This window comes from Agrobacterium albertimagni AOL15, from assembly GCF_000300855.1.
Classification (GTDB): domain Bacteria; phylum Pseudomonadota; class Alphaproteobacteria; order Rhizobiales; family Rhizobiaceae; genus Allorhizobium; species Allorhizobium albertimagni.
Map to the genome: position 1 here is coordinate 125,731 of NZ_ALJF01000001.1, position 23,825 is coordinate 149,555.

Genomic DNA, 23,825 nt, shown 5'->3' on the forward strand with positions numbered 1-23,825 from the left:
GCCAGCCTCGCACAAGCCTCGAAGATTGTGATTTTAGAAGCGCAATCGACTTCGCCCCAGTACGATGGCACGAAAACGACCCGAACGGACCTTCCGGCCGGCAGATCGTGAGAGCTGAGACTGATCTCGGTCCGGGAGAGAGCTTAGACGACGGGCGTAAGCGTCCCGACACACTGGCCCCCGCCCTTGCACTCAAGCACCCACCACCAACGCCTTGCCACGCCGGGCTCTGGAGAATGACGTGGCCCGCTTCAAAAGCGCATCGACGAGGTGACCACAAGCCACGCTTGGACATCACTGCTGCGCATGCACGTGGGGATAGAAGCAAGAATGATCGGCCTTGTGCCGCTTGCCTCCGGCAGCGTGTAAGTACAGCCAATGCGCCCACCTTGTCGCCTTCTACCGACGCTGCGGATTCACCAGTGTTTCTGGGGTTATCAGATGCAGCCGCTCGTCTTCTTTCGCCAAACTCTCGACATCGTTTGAAAAACCACTTCTGCTGAAAAACAGGTAGTGCTTGCCCGTCGCTCCTGCCCCGTAAGTCGTTTTCTCTGATCGCTCACGTAACAATCGCACGTGGCCAAGGTCGATTACGCGCGATCGCCATTTGCATTCGCCATAGAAGAATGCACCATCCAGCAATCGCCCTGCGAGATCGATGTCGAAATCGGCGTGGCCCCAAATCTGGCCGACCTCTTGCGCCGGTACCGCAAGGACCTCCTGCAGATGTAGCCTTGCAAATTGAAGGGCGATCGGTTCGAACGCAGCCCCCATATATTCGGAGAACCGAGGCTTCACGACGCGGTCGTAAACCTCCTGGCCAAACCCGCTGCTGATCGCGCTCAGGTTGGGTCGCACGAAACGATGCCAGAATGACATCAGGCTGTCTGCAACGCGATAGCGGCGGTTTCGGCCTTTTTCGTCGGCGTCCAGCGATTTCGAATTATCGATCAAGTCGAGCGCGAGCAGTTTTGAAAAGTAAGGTCCAATGCTGTCTGCTTTGACACCCAGCCGGTTGGCAATCTCGGACTTTGTGTTGGAACCGTCAGATATGGCCGCAACGACGCTTGAGTAAAAGGACGGCTCTCTGAGTTCGGTCTGCAGCAGCGTGTTCGGTTCATCGATCAGCGTGCCTGTCTCTGTGAGCAAGAGTTTGATGACGTTGTCGCGGAGCGGTTCCTGAGCGTCGCAAAGCTGAAGATAGTAGGGAATGCCGCCGAATATCGCATGGGTCCTGATTATATCGTCGGCCGTGTAATTCGGGAAGAATTTGGCGACATCGACAAGGGGTAAGGCCTTCATGTCGAGCGACAAGGTTTTGCGACCGTATAAGGGGTTCCGTTCTGCCAAAAGGTCTTCCATCTGAGAAATAGCAGAGCCGCAAAGGATCAGTTTCATCGCCCCATCTGTAAGCGCGCCGGAATCCCAGAATTTCTGCAGGATCGATGGCAGTGCTGGCTCGTTATCGAGCAGATAAGGAAATTCGTCGATCGTGACGATCAATTTTGAATGCTCGCCGGCTCGCTCGGCAACATAGTGCAGTACGCCCTCCCAGCTTGAGAGGGCCTCGAGCTGTGGCCTTGATCCAATCGCCTTGCCTACCTCGGATTTGAACTGCTCCAGGTTCAAACGTGATGAGACACGGGTCGCCTGAAAGTATATTTCTGGTCGGTTCTTGGCGGCCTCCCTGAGAAACCGCGATTTGCCGATCCGCCGTCTGCCAAACACGATAATGAGGGAAGGCCGCTGCACATCCAATTCGGTCTGTACCAGCTTGAGTTCACGTTCGCGCCCGAGAAACTGCATCCGCACCCCCCTAAGGTAATTATAATTACCGTAATCATGATTACCTTAATCGTGATTACCTTAATAGCCGTCCCTCTGTCAAGTTCTGTGAGGTTGGCCTTAAATCATCTCCTAATCGTCGATTTTTCCTTAGGCGGGAGAGGAAGCCTGAAAGACCTTCAGGGCGATGGTCATGCGCCACTCCGTCTACGTCCTTGCCCGTCAAAACCCGCGCGAACCGAAACCAAGCCCAGTAGAGGTGACGGCTAAATCGTAAGACGTCTGCGGAAGCCAGCCCGCCAGTTGGCTCGTCCTCACAGCACTTGACTGTGCATGGTTTCATGCATGGCGCTGACACCCCTAAGAGCGACCGGCAGATTCTCGTGTCTCACTTGCCAGCGTATTTTCTCGTCATCTGTCGTCCCACCTCTGCGCCAATGGCGAAGGCTTCCTGCTTCAGCCATCGATCTGCCGATGCTATGCCGTCACGGGCCACACGACGACGATGCTCTCGCTCCAACCGAAGGCGATGGCTTTCCATAATCCGCTGCCCCTCGGCCCGCGCTTGTCTCTCTGCCTTCTTGGACATCTGACGGCCCTGCTGCCGCGTTGCTGGCGGTCGGGCGTTACGCTGCTTGTTGGAGCGAGCATTATCCTGCCGGGTTCCCTGCTGCTGGTGAGCCCGAAGATTGTTTTCCAGATTGGATTCGATCCTGTTCCCGAGCCAGTCGATGGCCAAGGACTGTGATGGGACGGCGATAAGAAGACAAACAAGAACTGACAGAAACTTCGACCGCGACACGGCGTATCCTCCTTCAAGCTGGTGCTGCAAAGTAAGACGGCCGTCGGACGACAGATCTTGGGTCTGTCATCCTTGAACACGGGACATACTTGAAACAGGCCCCGCCGGTGGATGCAGGCGGCGCGACTTTGCAAGCGGTGCTACCAACGCCCTCACTGTAGCGAGTAGGGCTCCAAGACCGCCCTGTCGTTGTTCGCCACGAAGGCGTTTTTCGCGCGATGCGGGATGGCACTGAGTGTCGACCAGTCGTCGCTTTCACGGTGTTGCCGCCAGCCCGAAGGCGCCTCTTGGGTTGACGGAGATGGCACGAACCCAAGAGCCCCACAGAGGGCCATGCGTCATCACCGGCGCAAGGCGCGGCTGTGATCGACGCTCAAGATCCACCAGCTTCGTACACCTCACTTAGGCCTGGTGTCAGATGACAGCACCAAACAAGAGCAGATTGCCGTGCGGGTCGCGGATGTGAAATCGAACCGTGTCGGCGCATGTCTCCAAATTCTCCGAAGGACGGATCGCCTCGATGCCGCGATCGCAGAATTCCCGGTACAGTTCCGAGGGGGCCTCGGCACGGAAGAACACGGAGCTATTCTGGCACAGAAGCGGATCGTCGCTTAGCCAGAAATGCAGTTCCATGCCACCGCGGCGGACCACAAGATAATCGAGACCGTCAAAGCCGACCTCCTCGAAGCCAAGCGCGCCGACATAGAAATTGCGTGTTTCGGAAAAGTTCAGGGAGGGGAGGATTGGCACTGCATTGACAACCATCTTTGCAACAGTTTGCTGAACGTTCATGCTGAAAGTTCCTCTGCGTGCCGTAGGAGACAGAATCACGAAACGGCTACGATCAGGCGTTGGCGTTTCGCGACCATCCTGGCGCGGGACACTCAATAGCAAGGGCGCTGACCCGACGGCATGTCGTGTAAACGGTAACAGGTTGGCATGAATGAGAGCCGGCCAAGGGATTTCATAGATCAGTCATGTCACTTATCCGAAAGAGAACGCGGTCAAGGACTGCGGCCCCTGTCGAGACGAGGCGTCGAGCCACATGAACGTGCTTCACCTACAAAAGTTCCAGGATTTCCAGAGCAGGCCTATGTAGTTTTTCGGGCCGACAAACAAACCTTGGTCGCGTGAGTATCGTCAGCCGTCTCATTGCAGAAATGCCAGTTGACACCCATATGGAGAAGTAAGAACATAAAGTGAACGCATGAGGTGGATCATGTGCGAGACAGGCTCGAATGACGTCGTTGCCAAGGCTCTTGCCGAAGTGGCCAAGATGCGCGCCTGGCGGGAAAAGGTCGAAGCGGAAAGGCGAAAGACCTTCGGGGCGATGGGCACGCGCCAGTCAGTCTATGCTCTTGCCCGTCAGAAGCCGTCGCATACCGGAACCTAGCCGCAAAAGCGGAGACGGCTGATCAAGGTCGCAGAACCACTCCGGCAAAAAATCGCGAAGCTGGACTTCAAGCGCGGGTTATAAAAGGCTCCGGCCATCGTTCTGCGATTTAGCGAGAGCTCTAAAGTAATCCTGGTGAACCATACCGATCTTGCCTGCGACCGATTTGCAAGCGGACATGATGGTCGACAGCAGACATGGCTCCCCGCCACATTGAGCCCCCCGCGGCCGGCCGGCATGGCCTGAAAGGAGATGTTGCCGATAAGTTCTCAGTGAACGGCCGTCGCCAAGCCGGCTGCGGTCCTTTTTTTAATTCACGCAATGTTGCTGCAATGTCTTCCTGGTTTTTGACGGCGCTCGGCCATGGCGAGCCGTCAAAGCGCTACCCTGCGGAACCCTTCTCAGCAGGCGTGCCAACGCCTACCGCTCAGAGAGAGACAATGCATAGTGTTTTCTTATTATATTTAGGATTTCTGCGACCCTCCTCGCTCTTGTCCGAGCCCCTCTCCGCAGTTCTGCAAAACCGTAGTGTAGCGGCTAAAGGCTCGCAGCCACGCAGGTTTTGGAGATCAGAGAACTTCAGCGCGCCCTTCAATTCAGCATCCATGCCGATTGCGGGCTCAATCAGCATTCTACCCGCGACAGGCCGCCCATGGATCGACCAAGCGAAGCTAGATGACGCAACGCATGACCAGAACGAGGAAAAACGGGCCGAAAACCAGATCTGGTCGGATCGTCAAAATTCACTCAGGTGACCAATGACATCAGCGCTAGCCGGCATCCTGGCCGCGCCCCTGATGCCAATTCAGACACAGCTTACCAGAAACGAGATTTGGCTTCGTCTCCCATGCCCTAGACCGGAGCTTCAGCAACAGGAAATGATATGACGCACGACGCCGAGCACGGTTTTTCCCAATCCAAAGCCGCGGCTCCACATGGATATCTGCCCACTGAGGTGGAGTATCACCGTGCTTTTGCGGGACCTGAAAGACGCATTCTGCGCGGCCTAACGGTAATTCTGCTGTTGTTTGGGGGATTGATCGGCTTTGCCAATCTTGGCCTCGCCGGCGCCTCTTTCATTGATGCCAGTATACTTGGGCGCAGCGGCTTCACACCGCTCGCGCACGCAGCCACGTCGTTGGCGTTGGCGCTACTCATACCGTACAGCATGCTGCTGCAGCGTGTTTTCTACGGGCTTCCTACCGGTTCATTGCACTCGGTCACCGGCTGCTTTCGGTTCGACATGTTTGGCCGTTCCTTACTGGTCATTGGCCCTTTGGTGCTGATCCCGATGTCGCTGACATCGCTTTTCATGCCGGGCGACACCATAACTTGGAGCCACATGGATATCGTGGCCTTCTTCATAACTGGCATGATCCTGACACCGCTCGCCGCCGCCGGTGAAGAATATGGCTTCCGCGGTTTGATGTTCCGGATAGTAGGCAGCTGGACGCTCGGCCCCCTCAGCGGTGCGATCCTTGGCATTATTCTTACAGCGGGCCTGTTCTCGCTGTTTCACGGCAGTTCCGATCCCTACCTCTTGACCTCCTATCTCGTGCTCTTCTCCTCGCTGGCGGTGATCACTTGGAGGACAGGAGGCCTGGAAGTCGCAGTTGTCATTCATGGCGTCTACAACGTGTCTGGCTTGGTGCTCGCAACGGCGCTTCATGTCGACATCGGAGGGGCACTGGCCGGCCGTAGCGAAATCGTAGGAGTTCCGGCGAATCTTCTGCCGGGACTGGTAGTCGGCGCCATTGCCATATTGTTCGTCGCCGCGACGTGGAAAGACGGTCCTCTTCGAACAGATCGGCAACGATAATGCGATGCTCTTAACAACGATCCACGTTGTGACGGGATACGTTGCAGGCGCCGCTCGATTGCGTGGCGACCATGACAATCTCAGGCGATGATTGGGGGCGTGACCAGCTCTGAAGTGAAGCGCATCAGCCAAACAATCCTGCCACCTCATAAAGGGCAAATTTCGGCAGATTCCGCGTCACAGATGAGGGCTGCAGAACGACTTAGGGCTGCGCACTCATTGGGGCAAACTCGAGAAGAGCATCGCTCAGGACCACCCTGACAATCACCAGAAATAACAAGAGAACCAAAATGATGAACCGTATTGTGGTCAGCGCGATAAGCGCTGCATTCCTCGCATTCAGCAGCCCCGCAAACGCGTCCAGCGCTGACGCATGGGCGGCCTTCGAGGCCAAAGTCACAAAGGCCTGCCTGGTTGCCAGCGGCCTGCGCAATTCTCTGGCCTCGACAATTGTTGGCTTCGACGACCGAGCGGGTGTAGTCGCCATGTTGATCTCAGATAAGACGCGGGGATCTTCGAGATCTGAGCTCTGCATATACGACAAACGAGCGGGCCGCGCTTTCGTGAGCGATGCTGAGATGTGGTCGGCTCCGCCGCAGCATAGCGTCCAGAACATCAGGCCGCAGGATGAGGTGCCTACAATGATCAAGACCAAACGGGGCGACAGGCGTTTTCATTTCGCGAATGGCTGTACCGTTGTCATTGGGAGAACGAAAGCAATTGTCCTGTTCGCTGACGGGCCATGCAACAGATATCACGAAGATATTGCTCAGTTGTATGCTGAGGACCAATGAGAATCCCGAGGAGCCTAAAAATGGGCCTCGCGTCCGGTTGTGGTGGTTGTCTCGGATCTCTGCGAAACGAGTTTTCCGAAAGTTCGGCCGGGCCCAAGTTCAGCTAACGAATGATAGCCGCACTTGCACAGGCTCGTTCTCGATAACAGTCAGACCGATTCCCTTTTCATCTCCAAAGACTAGGGCGTTCGTGGCGGGCCACACTCACCGATAACTGCGCAGATGGTCCACCAGTGCTCTCAGTTTGGGTGCCATGTTACGTCGGCTTGGGTAGTAGAGATAGAAACCGGGAAAGTATGGGCAGAAATCCTCTAGAACCGGCACCAGCTCACCGCGCGCAATCGCCGGACGGAAGCTGTCTTCCATGCCAAAGGTGATGCCAGCACCTGCAACCGCAAGCTTGACCATCAACGCCATGTCCGTGGTCGTGATTGTATCCGCCACTGCTACGGAAAACTCCCGCCCATGTTCGGAGAATTCCCACCGATAGGGTGCGACATTCGCAGATCGACGCCACCCGATGCAGCGGCGGTTTGCAAGCTCACTTGGATGCCTTGGCATGCCCTGCCGCTCAAGATAGGCGGGCGATGCCACAGCCAGTTGACGTTGCTCGCCTGTTACCGGCACCGCAATCATATCTTGGGCAATCACCTCTCCCAGCCTCACACCGGCATCATATCCTTGCGAAACGATATCGAATTCCTCGTCGGTAACGGTCACATGAAGTTTCACGTCCGGGTTTTGATCCAAAAAGGACGTGAGAAGAGGACCAGAAAGAAAACTTTCGGCAATGGATGACACTGCGAGGTTTAGCCGCCCCCGCGGGGATCCGGTCAAATTCGCGGCGGCATCCAGAGCGCCCTGCATCTCGAGCAACGCCGGCGCAGCCTCCGCGTATAGTCTCTCGCCCGCTTCAGTCAGCGCGACGCTACGGGTTGTGCGGTTCACGAGCGCGATACCGAGTGCTTCTTCCAGCTTGCGGATCGTTTGACTGACAGCTGAACGTGTCACTCCCATGCGATCTGCAGCTGCTCGAAAGCTGCGCTCTTCTGCGACGAGAGCAAAGACGGCGAGCGCATTCAGGTCCGACCACATTGGTTAGTTTTTCTTCTCTCTGAGTTAAGCGAAAGGCGGCTTATCGCAACAATGTCCTAAGGCTACCCTCAATTCAACATCAAAACGAAAGAGGAAAGCTATGGACAAAGTTGTTCTCATAACTGGCGCATCCAGTGGCATTGGAGTCGGGATTGCGCACGAACTTGCAAAGGCGGGCGCCACGGTTGTGCTAGGCGCTCGGCGCACAGACCACCTCGAGAATGTTGCTCAGGAGATCAAGTCGTACGGCGGCAAGGTCAGCACCTTCAAGGTCGATGTGACCAATCGTGCGGAATTCGCAGCTTTCGCAGAGGAAGCGCGGCGGGAACATGGCCGCGTTGATGTCCTTGTCAACAATGCCGGCGTAATGCCGCTATCGCTGATGTCTTCGCTCAAGGTCGACGAGTGGGACACGATGGTGGATGTGAACATCAAGGGCGTGCTTTACGGCATTGCAGCTGTCCTGCAGGAAATGAACCATCGCGGTTCAGGCCACATCGTGAACATAGCTTCGATCGGCGCCCTGTCAGCCTCACCAACCGCTGCTGTTTACTGCGCGACCAAATTCGCCGTCCGAGCAATCTCCGATGGGCTGCGCCAGGAAAATGACAAACTGCGCGTCACCTGCATACACCCAGGAGTCGTGGAAAGCGAACTGGCTAACACCATCACCGACCCGGTGGCGGCGGAAGCGATGAAGACCTATCGATCGATCGCGCTGACCCCCGACGCCATCGGGCGCGCAGTCCGTTTCGCGATTGAGCAACCCGAAGATGTCGATGTGAACGAACTGGTGGTCCGCCCGACACGGACGATGCTCTGACGGGCTGCTCCATCAAGACAAGACCTCACCAGGAAAGCTTAAGTCATGAAGAATTTTCTTCCGCTTGTAGTCCTGATAATCGTCGCCACAGCTACGGCTTTCGGCGCATTGACCCAAAACGCAAGAGCCGAGAATAACATGCCTGCGCCGTCTGCAAATCACTCCCAACAAAACCACCCATACGTCGGAATGTGGGTGACGGATGACGGTCGCATCCGCCACCAACTGTTGCCCAATGGTCGCTACGACGAAGCTCGCGGCAATCGCGAAAGCGCTTACCAGGGCCGTTATGTCATCACCGGCAACAAAATTGATTACTGGGACGACACCGGTTTCACCGCAGATGGCGTCTTCGTTGACGAGAACACGCTTCACCACGCTGGGATGATCTTGCGACGCAAGTGAAGTCGACTTGCCCAAGATAGGCCCGCTTTGGCCTGCGCTCCGCAGGGCCGAGGCCGGACCACTCAATGTCTTCGACCCAGCGTCAACCTGAAAAAATGGAGTAATCAAATGGCTCGCTTTTTCCGTTATCCTGTTGCCGCAATTGGCACCATTGCAGTCATTGTTCTGGCGCATACAGCCCTCGCAGATACTGTCGAGGAACGTCGCGCCAAAGGGGCGGCCGTCGTCAGCAAGCTCAACAATGGCGTACCGCAAAACAATCTCGAGACCATGCGCGACGAGTTTCCATTTCTGGCGGAAGCGACCGAGGCCTACGCGCTCGGTGACGTTTGGTCGAGACCGGGCCTTGATGACCGTACAAGGCAACTCGCAGCGGTTGCTACCTTCGCCGCCATGGGCATGACTGACCTCATGACAGTACATGCTCGTTATGCCCTGAACATCGGCGTGACGGAGGATGAGTTGAAGGAAATTGTCTACATGATCACTGTGCCCGCCGGCTTTCCGAGAGCGATTGTCGCGTCGCAGGCATTATCAAGGCTCTTTGCCGAACGAGCGCAGGCCAGCTGTAGCGTTGCGAGCTGCGACAACGGAGCCGCGCCGACACCTTAATCCTCAAGTGCTACGAACAGGTGTCTTCTTGCCCGTGGCTCGGTTGGTGAGGGTCCAATCCTGCGACATGTGAAAACGCCAGGCACGGTATGGCTTTTAACGCTTAGCGTTGCACGGGTGTGGCAGCGGTGCTCTTGGGGACACCAGCTTGATTACACATAGGTCGGCTAACGCCCAAACCAGCGGCACCTGTTAGCAGCAGCTCGTCGTCCAGAGCGGCCTAGCTTCCTGCGTCCTACAGGATCTCGGAAATGTCATGTTGTCGATCGATAAAACTTCGAAGAACCATTTTTACGGAGACATTAGATGCGATCCGCAACGATCACTGCAATGCTTGCCCTTGGGACCTCGATACCGGTAATCGGCGAGATTGAGGCGCCAGGTCTTCAAGGTGCACTGCGAGGGACGATGATCCTTCCCGCGCAAAGTGCGCCTATGATACTGATCATACCGGGGTCCGGCCCCACGGACCGGGACGGCAACAATCCGCAAGGCGTCAAGGCGGCACCATATCGACTTCTGGCCGAAGGTTTGGGTGAACAGGGAATTGGCAGCGTTCGGATAGACAAACGCGGCATGTTCGGTAGCCACGCCGCTGTAGAAGATCCCAACGCGGTAACCGTAGATGATTATGTTCAAGATGCGGGCGTATGGATCGACGTAATCCGTAGCCGGACTGGGGCCGGGTGTGTCTGGCTCCTAGGGCATAGCGAGGGCGGATTGGTAGCACTGGCTGCCGCCGAGAGACTAGAAAATGTCTGCGGCGTCATCCTTGTGGCAACGGCAGGGCGCCCACTCGGAGAAGTCCTTAGAGAACAATTGCTCGCTAATCCCCAAATTGCGCCTCTGATGGATGCAGCAAATCATGCCATAGACGAACTATCCGTTGGACGGCAGGTCGACGCCTCGAAGATACCGCCCGAGCTTGCCCCGCTTTTCGGTCAGGCAGTGCAGGAATTTCTGATCAGCACTTTCGCACTCGATCCTGCAGATTTGGCGAAAAACACCTCCAAACCCGTTCTCATCATGCAAGGCGAGCGCGACCTGCAGGTGTCCGTGGCCGATGCGAAACGCCTGCATGAGGCTGCCCCGCACGCCACACCGGCTATACTGCCGGACACCAACCATGTTCTGAAGACAGTCGCATCACATGACCGAAACGAAAACATCGCGACTTATTTTGCCGACAATCTTCCCTTGGCGCCGGGAGTGGTGGATGCGATCTCCCGTTTTGTAAAGCGTCACTGAGATCAGAACGAGGTAGCTCTCGATCATCCTCTTTTCTTGGTTGGGCTGGGATGGGGAGAGCCTTGGTGCCGCTGCGGTCGGATGTCGGAACTGATCAGCTTTGGCGCCCCCACCACCGCGCCGCAGCCAAGTGCTGTATTCCTTCAAGCAAGGGAGACTGCGGAAGCGATCTTGGTCTCTTCTGCAAGCTGGAGATGCGCGATCCATTCGCGCGGCAATTCTGAAGCGCAAGGAGAAAATGGCATCATCCCCGAACGCGATCGAAGGTTCGGTTGCCTTGGCATTCGAAGAACCCGGTGATCTCGAAGTCCGCAACATTGATATGCGCCCGACAAAGAGCTGCCTTCAGTCTGGAGCCAATAGCGGCAATCCGCCCGGGCCAAAGGCCGAGAACCTCATGGCTCCCACGCTCTGATTTGTCGATTGGCCGCACTCCACCGCGACCTCATCTTCGCCGATACCTGCCCAGAGCTAGCGCGAGGCACTTACAGTTTGATCTCCTGTTATGACGCTTTGCGATATGTGGTCGAAAGCAAAGATGCGGATCCGTGAGACAGGCCTCGATTTGCGAACGAGGAGATCAGGATGACATCGCCAGCGTCTGCCAATATGTTGCTCAGCGCTTCGGTGAGCAGGTGGGGTAGCCGAATGTTCATGTCACACAAACACCGATGGTCTATTTCCACCGCAGCAGCAGGTGTGTCGCACGCCGCCCCGGTATTGATGATGATGTGGCTCAATCTGTCAGCTTTGAAGGTTTGTCGAAGTGCCTCACTCACTTCTTGTGCAAAGGGACGCAAGTCCATCAAGCTGAGATCAAGCTTCAGCATGACGGCACTCACCCCAAGCCATTCTATCTCTCGTGATACATCTGCCGGCCTTTCCTTGAGGGACTCATATGTTCCAATGACGTGGAAACCGGATTTTGCGAGGCAGAGTGCGGTTGAGTAACCGGCTCCGTTGCATGCACCGATTATCAGTGCGACCCTGTTAGTCATAGTCAAGTTCCTTACTTTCCAAGCCACGACGTACGAGGCGCAAGCGACGCATCGATCAGCCGTGGCCGGTAGCTTTTGCGATAAAGGTATTCCCGTCCCCCGGTCAGCGCAGCAGCTTCGCGCAGACGACAGCATGATCAGTTTCGGGCTGCGAACAGCGCAAGTTGCGGGTAAGCTACACGCCGCATGCGGCTTGAGCAGCCGACGACGAGCCAGCCCGATCAGAAGCGTTAAGTGCTGGCATTCGTCGTGGTTGAGACACGGTCCTAGGCAAGTCTGGCTAGGATATGACGGCTGCTCTCAACCCCATGTTGCGGTCAGTCGCCATCGCCGCGGCTGAGCCGAGCGCCATTGGCGTCCATCATCACAGGCTGAGCCCGCCTTCTCTCGACCTTAGCCAGAAGTACAAGGCTCGCTACTAACAAAAGGGCACCGTTGAACGGATGAAATGAGAGCGGCAATGGCTGCGATCCCGCCGCGAGTAGCACTTGGCCCACATAGAGGATAAATACGAGGCCGCTCCACCAACCGAAGCCCCGGAGCCGAGACAGTGACAGGCTGCCGCCAACAATCGCAAGAGCCGGGATCGCAAGGATGCCACCGACCGCTGCATGAATTCCCCAAAGCTCGCCATCCTGAAAGAGCGCTGTGCCGGCGCTCAGGAACTGGGCGAGAAGGCCGACCGGCAAGAGCCTTGCTGACCACGTAAACCAACCAGGGGTGCCGCGTCCGAGTTCAACAAAAGTGTCGTGCATCTTTGTCATGCGCAGGCCACCTTTGCACTTCGAGTGGGAGTTGACGATATCCAAGCAGTTAGCCGATCGACATAGGCTGACGCAGCTGCCTCAAGCGCTTCGGGCGAGAGACTATGTGCTTCATAGAGGACGAACGGCGATGACCACGGGAGACCACAGCGATTTGCGGTCGCACGAAGTGGCGCGAACAATGTATCGATTTCGAACATATTGCTTCCGTCCGCGCGGTAGGCGTCGGCCGAGTTGCCCAGTGTAACCGCCAACAGGAGTTCAGTCCCCTCGAACACTCGACCCTCCGCTTCATAGTGCATGTAGAACATGCGTGTAAGAACGGCGTCCTGCCAGGCTTTCAGCAAAGGTGGAGTTGAATACCACTGCAGCGGAAACTGAAACACGATGCGGTCGGCTGCAAGCAGGCGTGCCGCCTCGCCTTCACCGTCTCGATGCAAGTCGATGCCGTTGGGATACATAGATTGCATATCCACGACTTCGACGTCTGGCAGCTTTGCCGCAGCTCGGGCCAACGCACTGTTGGCGTTGGACCGCGAAAGATCGGGATGAAATAGAAGGATGATGGTTTTGGACATGATCTTCTCCACGAGGTTGGTGATGAAGAAACCATGCGATCCGCAGAGAAATTATTCCAATCGATAATCGATATAGGCTATTATCTGCCACATGAATTTACGATCGCTTGATCTTAACCTACTTGTCATACTTGACGCACTTTTAGACGAAGCTCACGTCTCCCGTGCAGCGGACCGAGTGGGCCTTTCACAGCCCGCCACGTCGGCAGCGCTACAACGTTGTCGCCATCTCTTTCGCGATGAACTTCTGGAAAGAGGTCGCGGAACGATGCGCCTGACAGCGAAGGCCGAGGCTCTGCGCGCGCCTCTGAAATCACTGTTAGCGAGTGTGGTTGAACTGATTGATCCACCAGATGTGCCGCTCAACGAGATACGCCGGACACTTCGGATAACGATGTCGGATTATCCGGCACTTCTTGTTACCGCGCCCTTGCAGCAAACGCTTCAGAAGTCTGCACCCGGCATAGATGTCGTGATTCAACCATGGCATGGCGCGGATGCCGCCCGAGTTCAACTGGTGCAAGGATCGGCAGATCTCGCCATCTCTGTGTTTCCACCGGCGCAGGACGAACTTCATCGTGAAGAACTGCTTGTCGAGCACTATGTGGTCGCCATGCGCGAGAACCATCCTGTCGCGGCCAACTGGAACCTCGAGACTTGGCTGAATTATCCGCACATACTTGTCTCTGGTCGGGGTGATACGCGGACAGCGTTTGACGACGATCTCGCAGGTCGCCATCTCTCCCGGCGCGTCGGTCTTGTCGTGCCCAATTTCCAGGTCGTACCTTCGCTCCTTCGCGGCTCCGACATGATTGCGATGTTGCCTTCGCGCATAGTGGCCGCTGAAGACGGATTGGTGACTTTTCCGCCACCTATCCCCGTTGGTGGCTTTGCCCTCCATCTCGCTTGGCATAGTCGTCAAGCCTCGGACAAAGCGCTGCAACACGTTGCGGGAATTGTCGCATCTCTGCTTCGCGAAAGATGAGCACATCGCTGACGGCGTCGCGCTTGCGTTCAACGAGCCATTCAGATTTTCGCTCTTACGTTTGGATTGCTCAGCAAGCTACTGCCACATAAAGGCTTGTCGAGTGATTGTGAGGAAGTCTGTGTCTTAGCAGTAATTTTCTGCGGCGAAGGCAACGTGGCCTGTGGCCCACACAACGAGGTTCAAGGTATGGGGGCGGGCGGTGGCAATCTGATGATGATCCCCAACGGTTCGGACGGCCCAAGTTCCGCCAAGCCTTCCTGGCAGGACCCAGGACACGACTCGAGCCAACTGGAGAGGATAGTGACGACCAGGCGCAATGAACTCAAATTCAATGCAGTGAGCGTAGATCAACGTTGCGTGCCGGTGCCCAATTCGATCAGCACAGAGGCGCAACAACGGCTTCATACCGCCGTTCGAGACGACGGGATGCCCCTCAACGCACTGTACCCAATGCCTGCGGCGGACGATCGTGAATCATGGCAGAAGCTAAAAGCAGCCGTAGATTCAAATTATGCTGCCCCGGTATCAGCGCTGGACCAAGCACAAGACGTCAAGGTAACCACGAAGCGAATTGGCTCAGCCGAGGTTCATTTTGCGAGGCCCGCAAAGCCCGATCGCGCGGATTGTGTGTACATCGATCTGCACGGAGGAGCACTTGTCTTCGGTGGCGGTGAAGCCAGCCGCGAGGGGGCCCGGATAGCTGCATCTCGCTGTGGCATTGAATGCTACGGCATCGACTATCGGATGCCGCCTGAGTTTCCCTATCCCGCTGCGCTCGACGACTGCATGTGCGTCTACAGGCATGCTGTGGACACCTATGGCGCCGACCGCATTGTCATCGGGGGGCGATCTGCCGGTGGCAATCTGGCATTGGCGACCGTGCTGCGCGCAAAGGATGAAGGGCTGAAATTGCCAAGCGCGATTGTGTTGCTTTCGCCTGAAATCGACCTGACGGAATCCGGCGACAGCTTCCAGACCAACAAGACGATCGATGTCAACCTTCCAAACTCTTTGATGTCGGCGAACCTGCTCTATGCCAACGGCGCCGATCTTTGCCATCGCTACATCTCGCCACTCTTCGGACAGTTCTTCAAGGAATTCCCACCGACATTCATTCAGAGTGGCACTCGCGACTTGCTGCTTTCGAATGCTGTTCGCCTACATAGGGCTTTGCGTCGGGTGGGAGCCGTGACCGAACTGCATGTATTCGAGGCCATGCCTCATGGCGGTTTCGGGGGCACACCGGAAGATGAAGAGCTTGCCCGTGAGGTAGCCCGTTTCGTAAATGGGGCCCTTTCTCAATGAGTTGACTTTAAAATAAAGCCGGCCGCACGCCTTGGCGCATCAAGGCGACTTGATGCGCCTGACACTCCACGGCCAGGAAAGCTCTCTAAGAACGGCTTGTTGAGTGACGAACGGCGTCCCGGGCAAAATACTGCCAACGGTCCATGGAGGTTTGAATGAGAGTACTTCTCGTTGAAGACGAGGTTCGGCTCGCGGATACACTGGCTTCGGTCATGCGTCGCGAGCGGTTTATCGTTGATCAAGCAGACAATTTGGAGACAGCAACAGAAGCCGTTGCAATTGGAGAGTTCGATCTAGTTCTTCTGGATCGAACATTGCCCGATGGTGAAGGCTTGAGCCTGGTGCCAGATCTGCGCGCTCGTAATCCCGGAGTCCACATTATCATTCTCAGTGCACGCAGTGCCGTCCAAGACCGTGTATTGGGACTTGACGAAGGTGCCGATGACTACTTGGTCAAACCTTTTTCGATCGACGAACTCCTGGCACGCATCAGGGCAGTTCGACGCCGCCCTGCCCAGTTACAGGGCGAGCAGATCAGAGCCGGAGCCATCATCTATGACCTGTCCAATGAGGAAGTCGAGGTGAATGGTGCACGCATCGACCTTCCTCGGCGCGAACTAAGGGTCCTAGCAGCACTCATGAAACGCCGTGGCAGAACGGTACTGCGGGAATCTCTCGAACAGGCCGTTTTCGCTTTCGATGACGAGATACAGTCTAACACACTGGATTCGCACATTTCCCGCCTCCGTCGACGGCTTAAAAACTCCGGCGCTGGTATAGAGATACACGCAATTAGAGGGGTCGGTTACCTGCTGCGGGAAGCAGCCTGATGAAGCCAAGGTCGCTCAAGCGGGCATTGATCATCTACCCGCTCACATTTCACTTTGTCGCCCTGTATATAGGCGTCGCGATCCTGGTTTATGTCGCGATCCGAGTGGACAGTGGTGGACCTTACGCTGACCAGCAGATTACGGCAGTGATCGCTCAAGCTATCAAACGCGACGATGCCGGGCGTCTTTCTATCGTGATGACGCCGGAGTTACAGCAACTGCGCGCGAATTCGCCAACACTCTGGTTCGTTGCGGAAGACAGCGACCGACAAACCGTGTCGCTTGGCAGTGTGCCGCCGCTTTATCAATCGTTTGTCGGCCAGCTGAGCGAGCTGTCCTATGCTCAAATGCGCGATCGTGAAGCTCCCTATGAACTGGCGGCGGTAATCCGCAGGGAACGAAGCAACATCGGCGAGCTTACCATCATGGGACATGGTGCACTCTCGGAATTGAGCTTCATGGTGTTGATGGCCTCAAATACCTTCGCCATCCCAATCTTCTTAATGCTGCTCCTGACGTCGCTGATCGTGACTCCCTGGATAGTGAAACGCTCTTTGGGCGGCGTGGTTCGGGTGGCGCAGGAAGCTGAGCAAATTGATATCAATAGCCGCGGGCACAGACTTGATGCCCAAAACGTGCCAAGCGAGATCTTGCCACTGATCCGCGCTTTCAACAACGCGCTTTCAAGGCTCGATGACGGATATGAGCGCCAGCGACGTTTTATTGCTTCGGCGTCCCACGAACTGCGCACACCACTCGCAATTCTACGAAGCAAGATCGAAAGCTCAAAGACGCCTGCGGTGCAGGAGCTGAACCAGGACGTTCACCGACTTGCCACCCTGACAGAGCAGCTGCTTGACCTTGAGCGACTTGATATCGACACGAACTTTGAGACGATCGACCTTGCATCTCTTGTCCGACAAGTTGTTGCGGACCTGGCGCCGATCGTAATTGCTCAGGGTTGCAAGATGGAGGTTAAGGTCGTCAGACGTGGAGTCTGCCGGGGAGATTCTGCCGCGCTTGAACGTGTTGTTTCCAACCTGATTCAGAATGCCGTTCATCACGGAGGTAAGTCAGTGTTGGTGAGGATCAACGGAGCTGTTCTTGAAGTGGAAGATGATGGTCCAGGCATTCCTCCGGATGAACGCGAGCGTGTCTTCGAACCGTTCCATCGATTGCATCCGCGTCAGAGCGGAACGGGTCTTGGGCTGAACCTGGTGAAAGAGGTCATCACCCGACATGAAGGCCAAGTTAGTATTCTTGACGGTGCGCTCGGGGGAGCCCTTATCCGCATCGCGCTTGTCGAATCTTAAGCGCGATCAACCCATTCGTCAGGTCTCTTGGCAGTACATGTCTGATCGGCGAGCTTCACACGCTAGCCTTGAAGCGCTGATCCGAAGCTGTGAAGCCCATTATACAGGGAGTGGAGAGCGACCGACGGCCAGATCGAATCTGTCATGCGGAACAAAATGCCAGAGAACAGCCCCATCATGATCGCGATCGGTAGAATAACTCCTACACCATGAGCCACTCCGAAAATGACGGAGCTCAAGCCAACACCTGCCCACATTCCATACCGATTGAGTGCATTCGCGACGACACCTCTGAACAGCAATTCTTCGCCCAATGGAGTCAGCAGAGCCCCACCAATCAACGACAGGAGAAAAGGTACTGCACCTCCCCGCGCGGCGGCATGGAGTATCGCTTGAGGATCGTCGGCTGAGCCCCTGCCCCACTCAGAAAGCCCTTGTAGAATGACAATACTGCAGGCGTATCCAAAGACTGCTAAAGCTGCAGCAATCACGAGCCAGCGGAAGTCAACTTGCGTGAACCCATAGGCTGCGAAGCCTCGTCGACGGATAAGATATGCTATGGCAAACGCACCGAGGCCGGCGACACCTCCCCCGTACGAGCCGATGACCCCTTGCCATACTGGTTCGCCAGGCGCCAGGCCGCCGACTGCAAGAGCCACCAGAACAAGTAGGATCTGAAAGGATATTATCCCGAGGCCCACTTCCCCCAGATTCGGCCGTTTCGCAGATGTCCAGTCATGCATGACAGATTCCTTTGAAGCGTTGCAAGGCAGCAAAGGCGCTTATTGCTGGATCGGAAGCGCCCTCGCCGGGACGCCATGACGCCATATTTCAATGTGCCTTAGCGACCGACCGAGTAATAAACAGAAGCAGAATGAACGAGATCACCGATTGGATGACACTGCAGTATCCGCCGGTGATCTCTGCTTAGGCTAGTAGCGGGGATATCGAGGACCGCACTCACGCCGGCTCGGGTCACGCTGGCAGCGCTGATCGCGAGCGCGGTCGCTTATGATTTGGGCGTTGAGTGCTGTTTCGCTAGCAAGATTGGCGCGATAGGCGTTTTCCATCGATCCGCTATCGGATACGCATCCTGCCGTTGCCATAGCCAGCAACGTTACGAGTGCGGCGCTCCTCAGTGCGGATGCGCCTCGTTTCAGTGGTTGAGAGACCATTTCATTACCTCAATTGTTCGACGTCTCACGCTCTCGGACTTGAATGCCGGACGCCAAAGCCGAAAAATACGGTTGAACATTGCGACAACATGGAGTGATCAGGATTTCAACGGGATGCGCCATGCGTACCGCTGAGATCGTCTTCACTGTATGAAGGTCGCTAGCTTAGATGATTGATGGCTCTGTTCTGAAAAGGTCAGGCCAGGCTGACATTCGGATCTGCCAGCCTTCGAACGATTAACGTCACTCGGCCAACATGGTCTCGATGACAGCCACGGTCGCCTTCACGCGGGCTTCATTGGGGTAGTTCCTGTTAGCGAGTACGACAACCCCGACCTTCTCGCTCGGCACCACTGCGATGTACCCGCCAAATCCGTTTGTCGAGCCGGTTTTGCTGAGGATGACCTTTTCCTCGATAATCGGACCAGGTTTGAGATTCTCGGTAGCTTGAGAGCTCAAGATGAAATCAACTCCATTCCCAGCAAGCATCGTCTTAAGGTCAACCGGCCATGAATACCTTTCCCAAATCATTGCTTGCTCGAAGTACGCCGTTCGATATTCGGGTTGCTGAGTACGGGCGATGGCATTCTTGAGTTCGTCCGCGATGTTTCCGACACCCAGTTCTGCGTCGAGCACCTTCAGCATGTCTCGGGCACTGGACTTCACCCCGTACGCTTCCGCATCGAGCAGGCCCGGATTGACCCTGATGGCAGCGTTCGTTTTGCGATCGTAGCCGAAAGCATATTGCGACATCTTGACCCTTGGCACATCGATCCAGGTGTTCGTTAGGCCGATTGTGGGGAAGAGAACGTCTTGAACCGCCCTCTTGTATCCTCCTTCGAACGCTTGACCGGTGATATATCCCAGAAGCCCAATACTGATGTTTGAGTAGCTACGTGCCTCTGGCTGTGACGGACGCCAGTTCTCGAGCCAATCGACAAGCTCATCTTCACTCGAGACGCTATCCGGGATTTGCAGAGGCATGCCGCCGGTACGATGGGTTGCCAGATCCATAAGCGTCAAGTCGCCGGCAATCGAGCAAGGCGACGTGCAAAGGTGTTGCGCCACTGTATCGTCTAGGCTGAGACTACCACGTTCTTCAGCGAGCGCAGCCAAGGTGACGTTGAAGATCTTGCTGAGTGAACCAAGCTCGAACAGCGTGTCCGGGGTGACTTCGACACCATCGGCCTGGGAGGCGAGCCCAAACGTGTAAAAACTGTGCTCGCCGTTGCGGGTCACCCCCACCACAAGTCCCGGGATGGCATATTCTCTGATGATCGGGCCAAACGAAGACTCGGCGATCCTGCTGATATCGTCAGCAAGAGCGCTGGTTGCCTGAGAGCAGACAGCAAAAGCGAATGAAACCAGGCACGAAGCTCGTCTCATGAAACAGTCCTTCTAGTTGTGAAATGCTAAAATTTCGCAACGGATCAAGATCCGCAGCGTTTTAGGCGGTAACGGCTGCGGATCCAGTTTTCGGATCGAAGAGCAGCCTTTCGCCGATGGATTTGCGTGGGCTCACGCAGAGCCGCAACTATGTCAGTTGCGCAAGCCCCCCTGGATTGGTCCAGGAGGGTTGAGAACGAAAGAACCTCAGAAGAGTGACACTTCTTCATCCACGTTCACCGGAGGCCGGTCCAATGCGCGGCAAAGGACCACCTATCGGCATATTCATCGATGATCTTCTGAGTTGGCGTGCCATCACCATGGCCCGCGTTTCGTTCCACCCTCAGCAGCTGTGGTCGCGGTCCGACCTCTGCAGCTTGAATAGCCGCCACGTATTTCAACGAATGGGCAGGAACCACTCGGTCGTCGGTGTCTGCCGTGGTGACGAGTATGGCCGGATAATTCTCTCCCCTCTTGATGTTGTGAAGCGGAGAGTAAGACCGGAGGTCGTTGAAGCTGTCCTCTGCCGAGGGGCTCCCGAATTCAGAGACCCACAGGTTGCCTGCAGTGAAGCGATCAAAGCGCACCATATCCAAAACGCCGACGCCAGGGAGCGCGACATCGAACAAGTCTGGACGCTGGTTGACGACTGCGCCGACAAGCATGCCCCCGTGCGACTCGCCGTGAATGGCAAGCCCGCCCTCGCGGCTTATGCCCTCGCGCTTCAAGAATTCGGCAGCTGCGATGAAATCATCGAAAACAGTCTTCTTCGCCTGACCTTTGCCTGCTTCGTGCCAGGCCTTTCCGTATTCGCCCCCACCACGAATGTTAGCCACCGCATAGACACCGCCTTCTTGAACCCAAGCGACTGCCTGTGGCGAGTAAGCCGGCAGCAGCGGAATACCAAAGCCTCCATAGGCGGTCAGCATCGTTGGTGCGGCAGCTTCGGCTCCGGCGCGTCGAATAATGGAGATCGGGATGAGAGTTCCATCCCTGGCACTGAAGAAGCGTTGCTCTACTTCGATCTCGCCCGGCGACCGGTCGGCATCCGTCAAACCATCCGACCCGGCCCACAAGGTGGCTTCGTTGGCGTTCACATCATATCGGTAAACGGTCTTGGGAGTGGCGTAATTGGTAAACGTAAAGAACGCTTCGTTGTCACCCGGACGGCCGCTAAACGTTCCCGCACTGCCGGCTCCTGGCAAGCGTACAGCGCCGGCCGCCTTTCCATCCAGCTCATAACGCTCGACCTCAATTCTTGCGTCGACCATGTATGACAAGAGAAGTTTGTCGCCGATCAGAGAGGCAAGGCGCAGATACGCACCAGGTTTCTCCTCAATGAGATCGGTGAAGACCAAGTTCGGCGCGGCTAAATCTAGGGTGACAATCTTTCCTCGTTCGGCTCCATCAGTCGTCAGAATAAAAAGTTTCGTACCGACATTGCCAACAAGTGCGGACAAATGGTCGAAGCGCTCAATCACGGGCCGCACCTGCCACTCGGGAAGAGTGAGGTCTACCAGCGAGAGAGCACTTCCTCCCATGAGGGCGGTCGAATAGATGGCCAGATATCGTCCATCCGCAGTGACATCGACAGTATGTAGAAGCGGATGCTCGGCGGCAGCAGAATAGACGAGGCGATCTTCGGATTGCTGTGTGCCAAGCCGATGGAAATAGACGGCGTGATTGTCAACTTGCGCGTCAGATCGACCACTCTCATCTGGCTGCCGGCTGCCAGAGTAAAAGAAGCCGGAACCATCCGCCGCCCAGGCAATCAGGGTAAAGCGGGCCCAGGCAATCTGATCAGCGAGAACCGTGCCGCTTTGCACATCAAGGACACGAATGCTTCGCCAATCCGAACCATTCTCCTGAATTGCATAGGCCACAAGCTTTCCGTCTTCGGAGGGAGCCCAGACAGCCAGAGCTTTTGTCCCATCTTCGGACCACTGGTTGGGATCCAGGATCGTCCGCTCCGCACCGGTCTCTCCGTCTCGAACGACCAGGACAGGTTGCATATCGAGTCCCGTATTCCGGGTGAAGAAGTAGTCTCCTCCCCGTTTGAGCGGTGTGGTCGATTGCTCATTTTTAAACAACGCCGTCAGACGGTCGCGGAATGCGTCCCGACCAGGAAGGTTTGCCAGATAACGGCTTGTTACGCTGTTCTGTGCGTCAACCCACTGGGCGACGGCTGGATCCGCTTTGAGATCACTTTCCAACCAACGATAGGGATCCGCAATAGCGGTACCGAAGTAGTCATCGATGACTTCGTCTTTTCTGGTTTCCGGATAGGTCATCGGCGTCTCCTCATTCGAACGGACATGCCCAGCCCCGAGCAGGAGATAAACAATCGCCGCGGCTAAGCACATTGCCGCACAACGCAGGTAGAGACCTTCATGAAGAGCGCCTGGATTTCTAACCCTGCTGAAGCCTAGAGGCGCCCCTCGCTCAAAGCTCTTTTGTATCAATCGTTGAGCTGAGGCCCGCACCGTCGCCGGCCCATGCTGATATGCCATACGATATCCTGCCAATTAGACCCGCGGGTTGATTGAGCCGCTGACGCACTGAAGAGCAATCCTTAACCGGGCGCGAGACATCCACGCGATGTTCGCCGCAGATACAGCTTGAAGCGACAGAGCCGATTGTTCATGCTTTGCAGACTAGGGCCGAAGATTGCGGGAACATGGAGTTCTTCGAGCATCAGCCTACGTTTTGATCCAATCCGTCGGGTTTGCACCATCGCGATCGGACCTTGAACCGGGCCCGAAGACAACTGACTGCAGACCTTACGAAGGAAAATCAGCGGCATTTCACCGCCAATGGCGTGTCCAGATCGCATGACCCCACTGTCTATTCCTCGCCGCCGCTCCATTGAAAACAGACGGTTTGGGCGCATACGCCGTTTTGAAAGGGAAGGCATTCTCGTCGCCCGATGCGCAGCATCCGGCAGTCTTTGCCGAATGCTGCGTGAGACCAAAACCTGGGCCAAAAGCCGATGCCTCAATGGCCGATCATCTTGCCCAACGTGTTTTCAATCTCGTCCGGCTCGACCACCCAAGCATAGTTCAGTTCCTGCTTGATCTTCCAGATCCCATTGACGCAAGCCCAACCGAGCTGAGAGCGCGCATCGAACGCGATCACAGTTCCGTCGAGGCGTTCGAGCCGCCCGACAAAACCGACGGCCGAGCTCGCGACCTTTTCTCCCACAACCGCATGATGGCCGTCGGTCATACCATGAAGGACAGACCTCGCCGCGTTTTGAAGATCTTCCCAGTTGGGCCCGTAGACGCTCGCGTCGCTGAAGAGTTGCTTGTCTCCAGGCGCAAAATTGTCCCAAAAGACGCCACCCGGCTCTTCCAGGTCATAATACTTGCCCATTTTCTCCACGAAGTTGAACTGCGGATCGCCTTCACGACGTTCCCACCCCTTCATGATCCACTCTTCATGAAGCGCCAACGGCGAAGCTGGTCCCTCCTGAGGGCAGCCGGTGGAATCTTGAGCAGACACATGGGTCGCAAGGGTTTGAGCGATGATGATCGCGAGCATCGCAAATCTGTTTTTCATTGAGGTATCCTTTCATGCCTCGATTGCCGGGAAGACGTTACGTCGAGGCATTGATGGGCACTAGACACCTATTCCTGCGCGCGCTGTTAAGCGGCACTGGACAATGCCATTGGATGGAACTTCCGGGGAGAGCGCATCTCCATTCGCGCTTCTG

At 56.1% G+C, this 23,825-nt stretch carries 22 protein-coding genes; 11 read left to right on the forward strand and 11 right to left on the reverse strand.

Annotation, left to right across the window (positions count from 1 at the left end):
• Window positions 1-399 precede the first annotated feature (399 nt).
• From QWE_RS00585 to QWE_RS00595, 3 genes are all read right to left on the reverse strand, one after another.
• Window positions 400-1,806 carry an ATP-binding protein gene (locus tag QWE_RS00585; protein ID WP_006724107.1) on the reverse strand — a complete coding sequence of 469 codons (1,407 nt, stop codon included), beginning with the start codon at window positions 1,804-1,806 and terminating at the stop codon, window positions 400-402.
• A gap of 367 nt (window positions 1,807-2,173) precedes the next feature.
• Window positions 2,174-2,587 carry a hypothetical protein gene (locus tag QWE_RS25170; protein WP_006724108.1) on the reverse strand — a complete coding sequence of 138 codons (414 nt, stop codon included), beginning with the start codon at window positions 2,585-2,587 and terminating at the stop codon, window positions 2,174-2,176.
• 414 nt (window positions 2,588-3,001) lie between these two features.
• A complete protein-coding gene (locus QWE_RS00595; RefSeq protein ID WP_006724109.1) occupies window positions 3,002-3,379 on the reverse strand; it encodes a VOC family protein in 378 nt (125 codons plus the stop codon).
• Window positions 3,380-3,806: 427 nt separating this feature from the next.
• On the opposite strand from QWE_RS00595, the gene QWE_RS25175 reads away from it, so the two are divergent.
• The 3 genes from QWE_RS25175 to QWE_RS25435 all read left to right on the forward strand — a co-directional run bounded on the left by QWE_RS25175 (window position 3,807) and on the right by QWE_RS25435 (window position 6,593).
• The gene (locus tag QWE_RS25175) at window positions 3,807-3,980 is read left to right on the forward strand and encodes a hypothetical protein (protein ID WP_157790664.1); all 174 of its coding nucleotides are present in this window, start codon (window positions 3,807-3,809) and stop codon (window positions 3,978-3,980) included.
• 883 nt (window positions 3,981-4,863) lie between these two features.
• A complete protein-coding gene (locus QWE_RS00600; RefSeq protein ID WP_006724110.1) occupies window positions 4,864-5,799 on the forward strand; it encodes a CPBP family intramembrane glutamic endopeptidase in 936 nt (311 codons plus the stop codon).
• A 290-nt stretch (window positions 5,800-6,089) separates the two neighbouring features.
• On the forward strand, window positions 6,090-6,593 hold the full coding sequence (locus QWE_RS25435) for a hypothetical protein (RefSeq protein ID WP_006724111.1): 504 nt from the start codon (window positions 6,090-6,092) through the stop codon (window positions 6,591-6,593).
• Window positions 6,594-6,797: 204 nt separating this feature from the next.
• Here QWE_RS25435 and QWE_RS00615 read toward each other — a convergent pair whose 3' ends face one another.
• Window positions 6,798-7,688: a LysR family transcriptional regulator gene (locus QWE_RS00615; protein ID WP_006724112.1), complete on the reverse strand. Its 891-nt coding sequence runs from the start codon at window positions 7,686-7,688 to the stop codon at window positions 6,798-6,800.
• 100 nt (window positions 7,689-7,788) lie between these two features.
• Here QWE_RS00615 and QWE_RS00620 point away from each other — a divergent pair, with 100 nt between their 5' ends.
• The 4 genes from QWE_RS00620 (at window position 7,789) to QWE_RS00635 (ending at window position 10,776) form a co-directional block, all read left to right on the forward strand.
• Window positions 7,789-8,511 carry an SDR family oxidoreductase gene (locus tag QWE_RS00620; RefSeq protein WP_006724113.1) on the forward strand — a complete coding sequence of 241 codons (723 nt, stop codon included), beginning with the start codon at window positions 7,789-7,791 and terminating at the stop codon, window positions 8,509-8,511.
• Between the two features lie 45 nt (window positions 8,512-8,556).
• The gene (locus tag QWE_RS25045; RefSeq protein WP_100220820.1) at window positions 8,557-8,916 is read left to right on the forward strand and encodes an Atu4866 domain-containing protein; all 360 of its coding nucleotides are present in this window, start codon (window positions 8,557-8,559) and stop codon (window positions 8,914-8,916) included.
• A 108-nt stretch (window positions 8,917-9,024) separates the two neighbouring features.
• Window positions 9,025-9,528: a carboxymuconolactone decarboxylase family protein gene (locus tag QWE_RS00630; RefSeq protein ID WP_006724115.1), complete on the forward strand. Its 504-nt coding sequence runs from the start codon at window positions 9,025-9,027 to the stop codon at window positions 9,526-9,528.
• 306 nt (window positions 9,529-9,834) lie between these two features.
• Window positions 9,835-10,776, forward strand: a complete 942-nt coding sequence (locus QWE_RS00635; RefSeq protein ID WP_040299164.1) for an alpha/beta hydrolase — start codon at window positions 9,835-9,837, stop codon at window positions 10,774-10,776.
• A gap of 503 nt (window positions 10,777-11,279) precedes the next feature.
• Here QWE_RS00635 and QWE_RS00640 read toward each other — a convergent pair.
• From QWE_RS00640 to QWE_RS00650, 3 genes are all read right to left on the reverse strand, one after another.
• Window positions 11,280-11,909, reverse strand: coding sequence for an SDR family NAD(P)-dependent oxidoreductase (locus tag QWE_RS00640; protein WP_083872795.1), 630 nt, complete (start codon window positions 11,907-11,909; stop codon window positions 11,280-11,282).
• Between the two features lie 182 nt (window positions 11,910-12,091).
• Window positions 12,092-12,538 carry a DUF6220 domain-containing protein gene (locus QWE_RS00645; RefSeq protein WP_006724118.1) on the reverse strand — a complete coding sequence of 149 codons (447 nt, stop codon included), beginning with the start codon at window positions 12,536-12,538 and terminating at the stop codon, window positions 12,092-12,094.
• On the reverse strand, window positions 12,535-13,116 hold the full coding sequence (locus tag QWE_RS00650) for an NAD(P)H-dependent oxidoreductase (protein ID WP_006724119.1): 582 nt from the start codon (window positions 13,114-13,116) through the stop codon (window positions 12,535-12,537). The genes QWE_RS00645 and QWE_RS00650 overlap by 4 nt, the downstream gene beginning before the upstream one ends.
• 91 nt (window positions 13,117-13,207) lie before the next feature.
• On the opposite strand from QWE_RS00650, the gene QWE_RS24565 reads away from it, so the two are divergent.
• The 4 genes from QWE_RS24565 (at window position 13,208) to QWE_RS00670 (ending at window position 17,552) form a co-directional block, all read left to right on the forward strand.
• Window positions 13,208-14,101 (forward strand): LysR family transcriptional regulator, encoded by an 894-nt coding sequence (locus QWE_RS24565; RefSeq protein ID WP_006724120.1) that lies wholly within the window; start codon window positions 13,208-13,210, stop codon window positions 14,099-14,101.
• 303 nt (window positions 14,102-14,404) lie between these two features.
• Window positions 14,405-15,409, forward strand: coding sequence for an alpha/beta hydrolase (locus QWE_RS00660; protein ID WP_040299218.1), 1,005 nt, complete (start codon window positions 14,405-14,407; stop codon window positions 15,407-15,409).
• 155 nt (window positions 15,410-15,564) lie between these two features.
• Complete coding sequence (locus tag QWE_RS00665) at window positions 15,565-16,239, forward strand: response regulator transcription factor (RefSeq protein ID WP_006724122.1); 675 nt, start codon at window positions 15,565-15,567, stop codon at window positions 16,237-16,239.
• On the forward strand, window positions 16,239-17,552 hold the full coding sequence (locus QWE_RS00670; RefSeq protein WP_006724123.1) for a sensor histidine kinase: 1,314 nt from the start codon (window positions 16,239-16,241) through the stop codon (window positions 17,550-17,552). Before QWE_RS00665 ends, QWE_RS00670 begins: the two co-directional genes overlap by 1 nt.
• A 62-nt stretch (window positions 17,553-17,614) precedes the next feature.
• Here QWE_RS00670 and QWE_RS00675 read toward each other — a convergent pair whose 3' ends face one another.
• The 4 genes from QWE_RS00675 to QWE_RS00690 form a co-directional block, all read right to left on the reverse strand.
• Window positions 17,615-18,295: a CPBP family intramembrane glutamic endopeptidase gene (locus tag QWE_RS00675; RefSeq protein WP_006724124.1), complete on the reverse strand. Its 681-nt coding sequence runs from the start codon at window positions 18,293-18,295 to the stop codon at window positions 17,615-17,617.
• 675 nt (window positions 18,296-18,970) lie between these two features.
• Window positions 18,971-20,113, reverse strand: a complete 1,143-nt coding sequence (gene ampC / locus QWE_RS00680) for a class C beta-lactamase (RefSeq protein ID WP_006724125.1) — start codon at window positions 20,111-20,113, stop codon at window positions 18,971-18,973.
• Between the two features lie 236 nt (window positions 20,114-20,349).
• Window positions 20,350-22,404, reverse strand: coding sequence for a prolyl oligopeptidase family serine peptidase (locus QWE_RS00685; protein WP_006724126.1), 2,055 nt, complete (start codon window positions 22,402-22,404; stop codon window positions 20,350-20,352).
• A 703-nt stretch (window positions 22,405-23,107) separates the two neighbouring features.
• Window positions 23,108-23,671, reverse strand: coding sequence for a hypothetical protein (locus QWE_RS00690; protein ID WP_006724127.1), 564 nt, complete (start codon window positions 23,669-23,671; stop codon window positions 23,108-23,110).
• Between the last annotated feature and the right edge of the window lie 154 nt (window positions 23,672-23,825).

Excerpts from the sequence above, each read along its gene's own strand:
- QWE_RS00635 (WP_040299164.1), top strand. The coding sequence starts at position 9,835 with ATGCGATCCGCAACGATCACTGCAATGCTTGCCCTTGGGACCTCGATA.
- QWE_RS00585 (WP_006724107.1), bottom strand. The coding sequence starts at position 1,806 with ATGCAGTTTCTCGGGCGCGAACGTGAACTCAAGCTGGTACAGACCGAA.
- QWE_RS00685 (WP_006724126.1), bottom strand. The coding sequence starts at position 22,404 with ATGACCTATCCGGAAACCAGAAAAGACGAAGTCATCGATGACTACTTC.
- QWE_RS00650 (WP_006724119.1), bottom strand. The coding sequence starts at position 13,116 with ATGTCCAAAACCATCATCCTTCTATTTCATCCCGATCTTTCGCGGTCC.
- QWE_RS25435 (WP_006724111.1), top strand. The coding sequence starts at position 6,090 with ATGATGAACCGTATTGTGGTCAGCGCGATAAGCGCTGCATTCCTCGCA.
- QWE_RS25175 (WP_157790664.1), top strand. The coding sequence starts at position 3,807 with ATGTGCGAGACAGGCTCGAATGACGTCGTTGCCAAGGCTCTTGCCGAA.
- QWE_RS00595 (WP_006724109.1), bottom strand. The coding sequence starts at position 3,379 with ATGAACGTTCAGCAAACTGTTGCAAAGATGGTTGTCAATGCAGTGCCA.
- ampC (WP_006724125.1), bottom strand. The coding sequence starts at position 20,113 with ATGAGACGAGCTTCGTGCCTGGTTTCATTCGCTTTTGCTGTCTGCTCT.
- QWE_RS00690 (WP_006724127.1), bottom strand. The coding sequence starts at position 23,671 with ATGAAAAACAGATTTGCGATGCTCGCGATCATCATCGCTCAAACCCTT.
- QWE_RS00675 (WP_006724124.1), bottom strand. The coding sequence starts at position 18,295 with ATGCATGACTGGACATCTGCGAAACGGCCGAATCTGGGGGAAGTGGGC.
- QWE_RS24565 (WP_006724120.1), top strand. The coding sequence starts at position 13,208 with ATGAATTTACGATCGCTTGATCTTAACCTACTTGTCATACTTGACGCA.
- QWE_RS00600 (WP_006724110.1), top strand. The coding sequence starts at position 4,864 with ATGACGCACGACGCCGAGCACGGTTTTTCCCAATCCAAAGCCGCGGCT.
- QWE_RS00645 (WP_006724118.1), bottom strand. The coding sequence starts at position 12,538 with ATGACAAAGATGCACGACACTTTTGTTGAACTCGGACGCGGCACCCCT.
- QWE_RS00670 (WP_006724123.1), top strand. The coding sequence starts at position 16,239 with ATGAAGCCAAGGTCGCTCAAGCGGGCATTGATCATCTACCCGCTCACA.
- QWE_RS00630 (WP_006724115.1), top strand. The coding sequence starts at position 9,025 with ATGGCTCGCTTTTTCCGTTATCCTGTTGCCGCAATTGGCACCATTGCA.
- QWE_RS00620 (WP_006724113.1), top strand. The coding sequence starts at position 7,789 with ATGGACAAAGTTGTTCTCATAACTGGCGCATCCAGTGGCATTGGAGTC.
- QWE_RS00615 (WP_006724112.1), bottom strand. The coding sequence starts at position 7,688 with ATGTGGTCGGACCTGAATGCGCTCGCCGTCTTTGCTCTCGTCGCAGAA.
- QWE_RS25045 (WP_100220820.1), top strand. The coding sequence starts at position 8,557 with ATGAAGAATTTTCTTCCGCTTGTAGTCCTGATAATCGTCGCCACAGCT.
- QWE_RS00665 (WP_006724122.1), top strand. The coding sequence starts at position 15,565 with ATGAGAGTACTTCTCGTTGAAGACGAGGTTCGGCTCGCGGATACACTG.
- QWE_RS00640 (WP_083872795.1), bottom strand. The coding sequence starts at position 11,909 with ATGCTGTCGTCTGCGCGAAGCTGCTGCGCTGACCGGGGGACGGGAATA.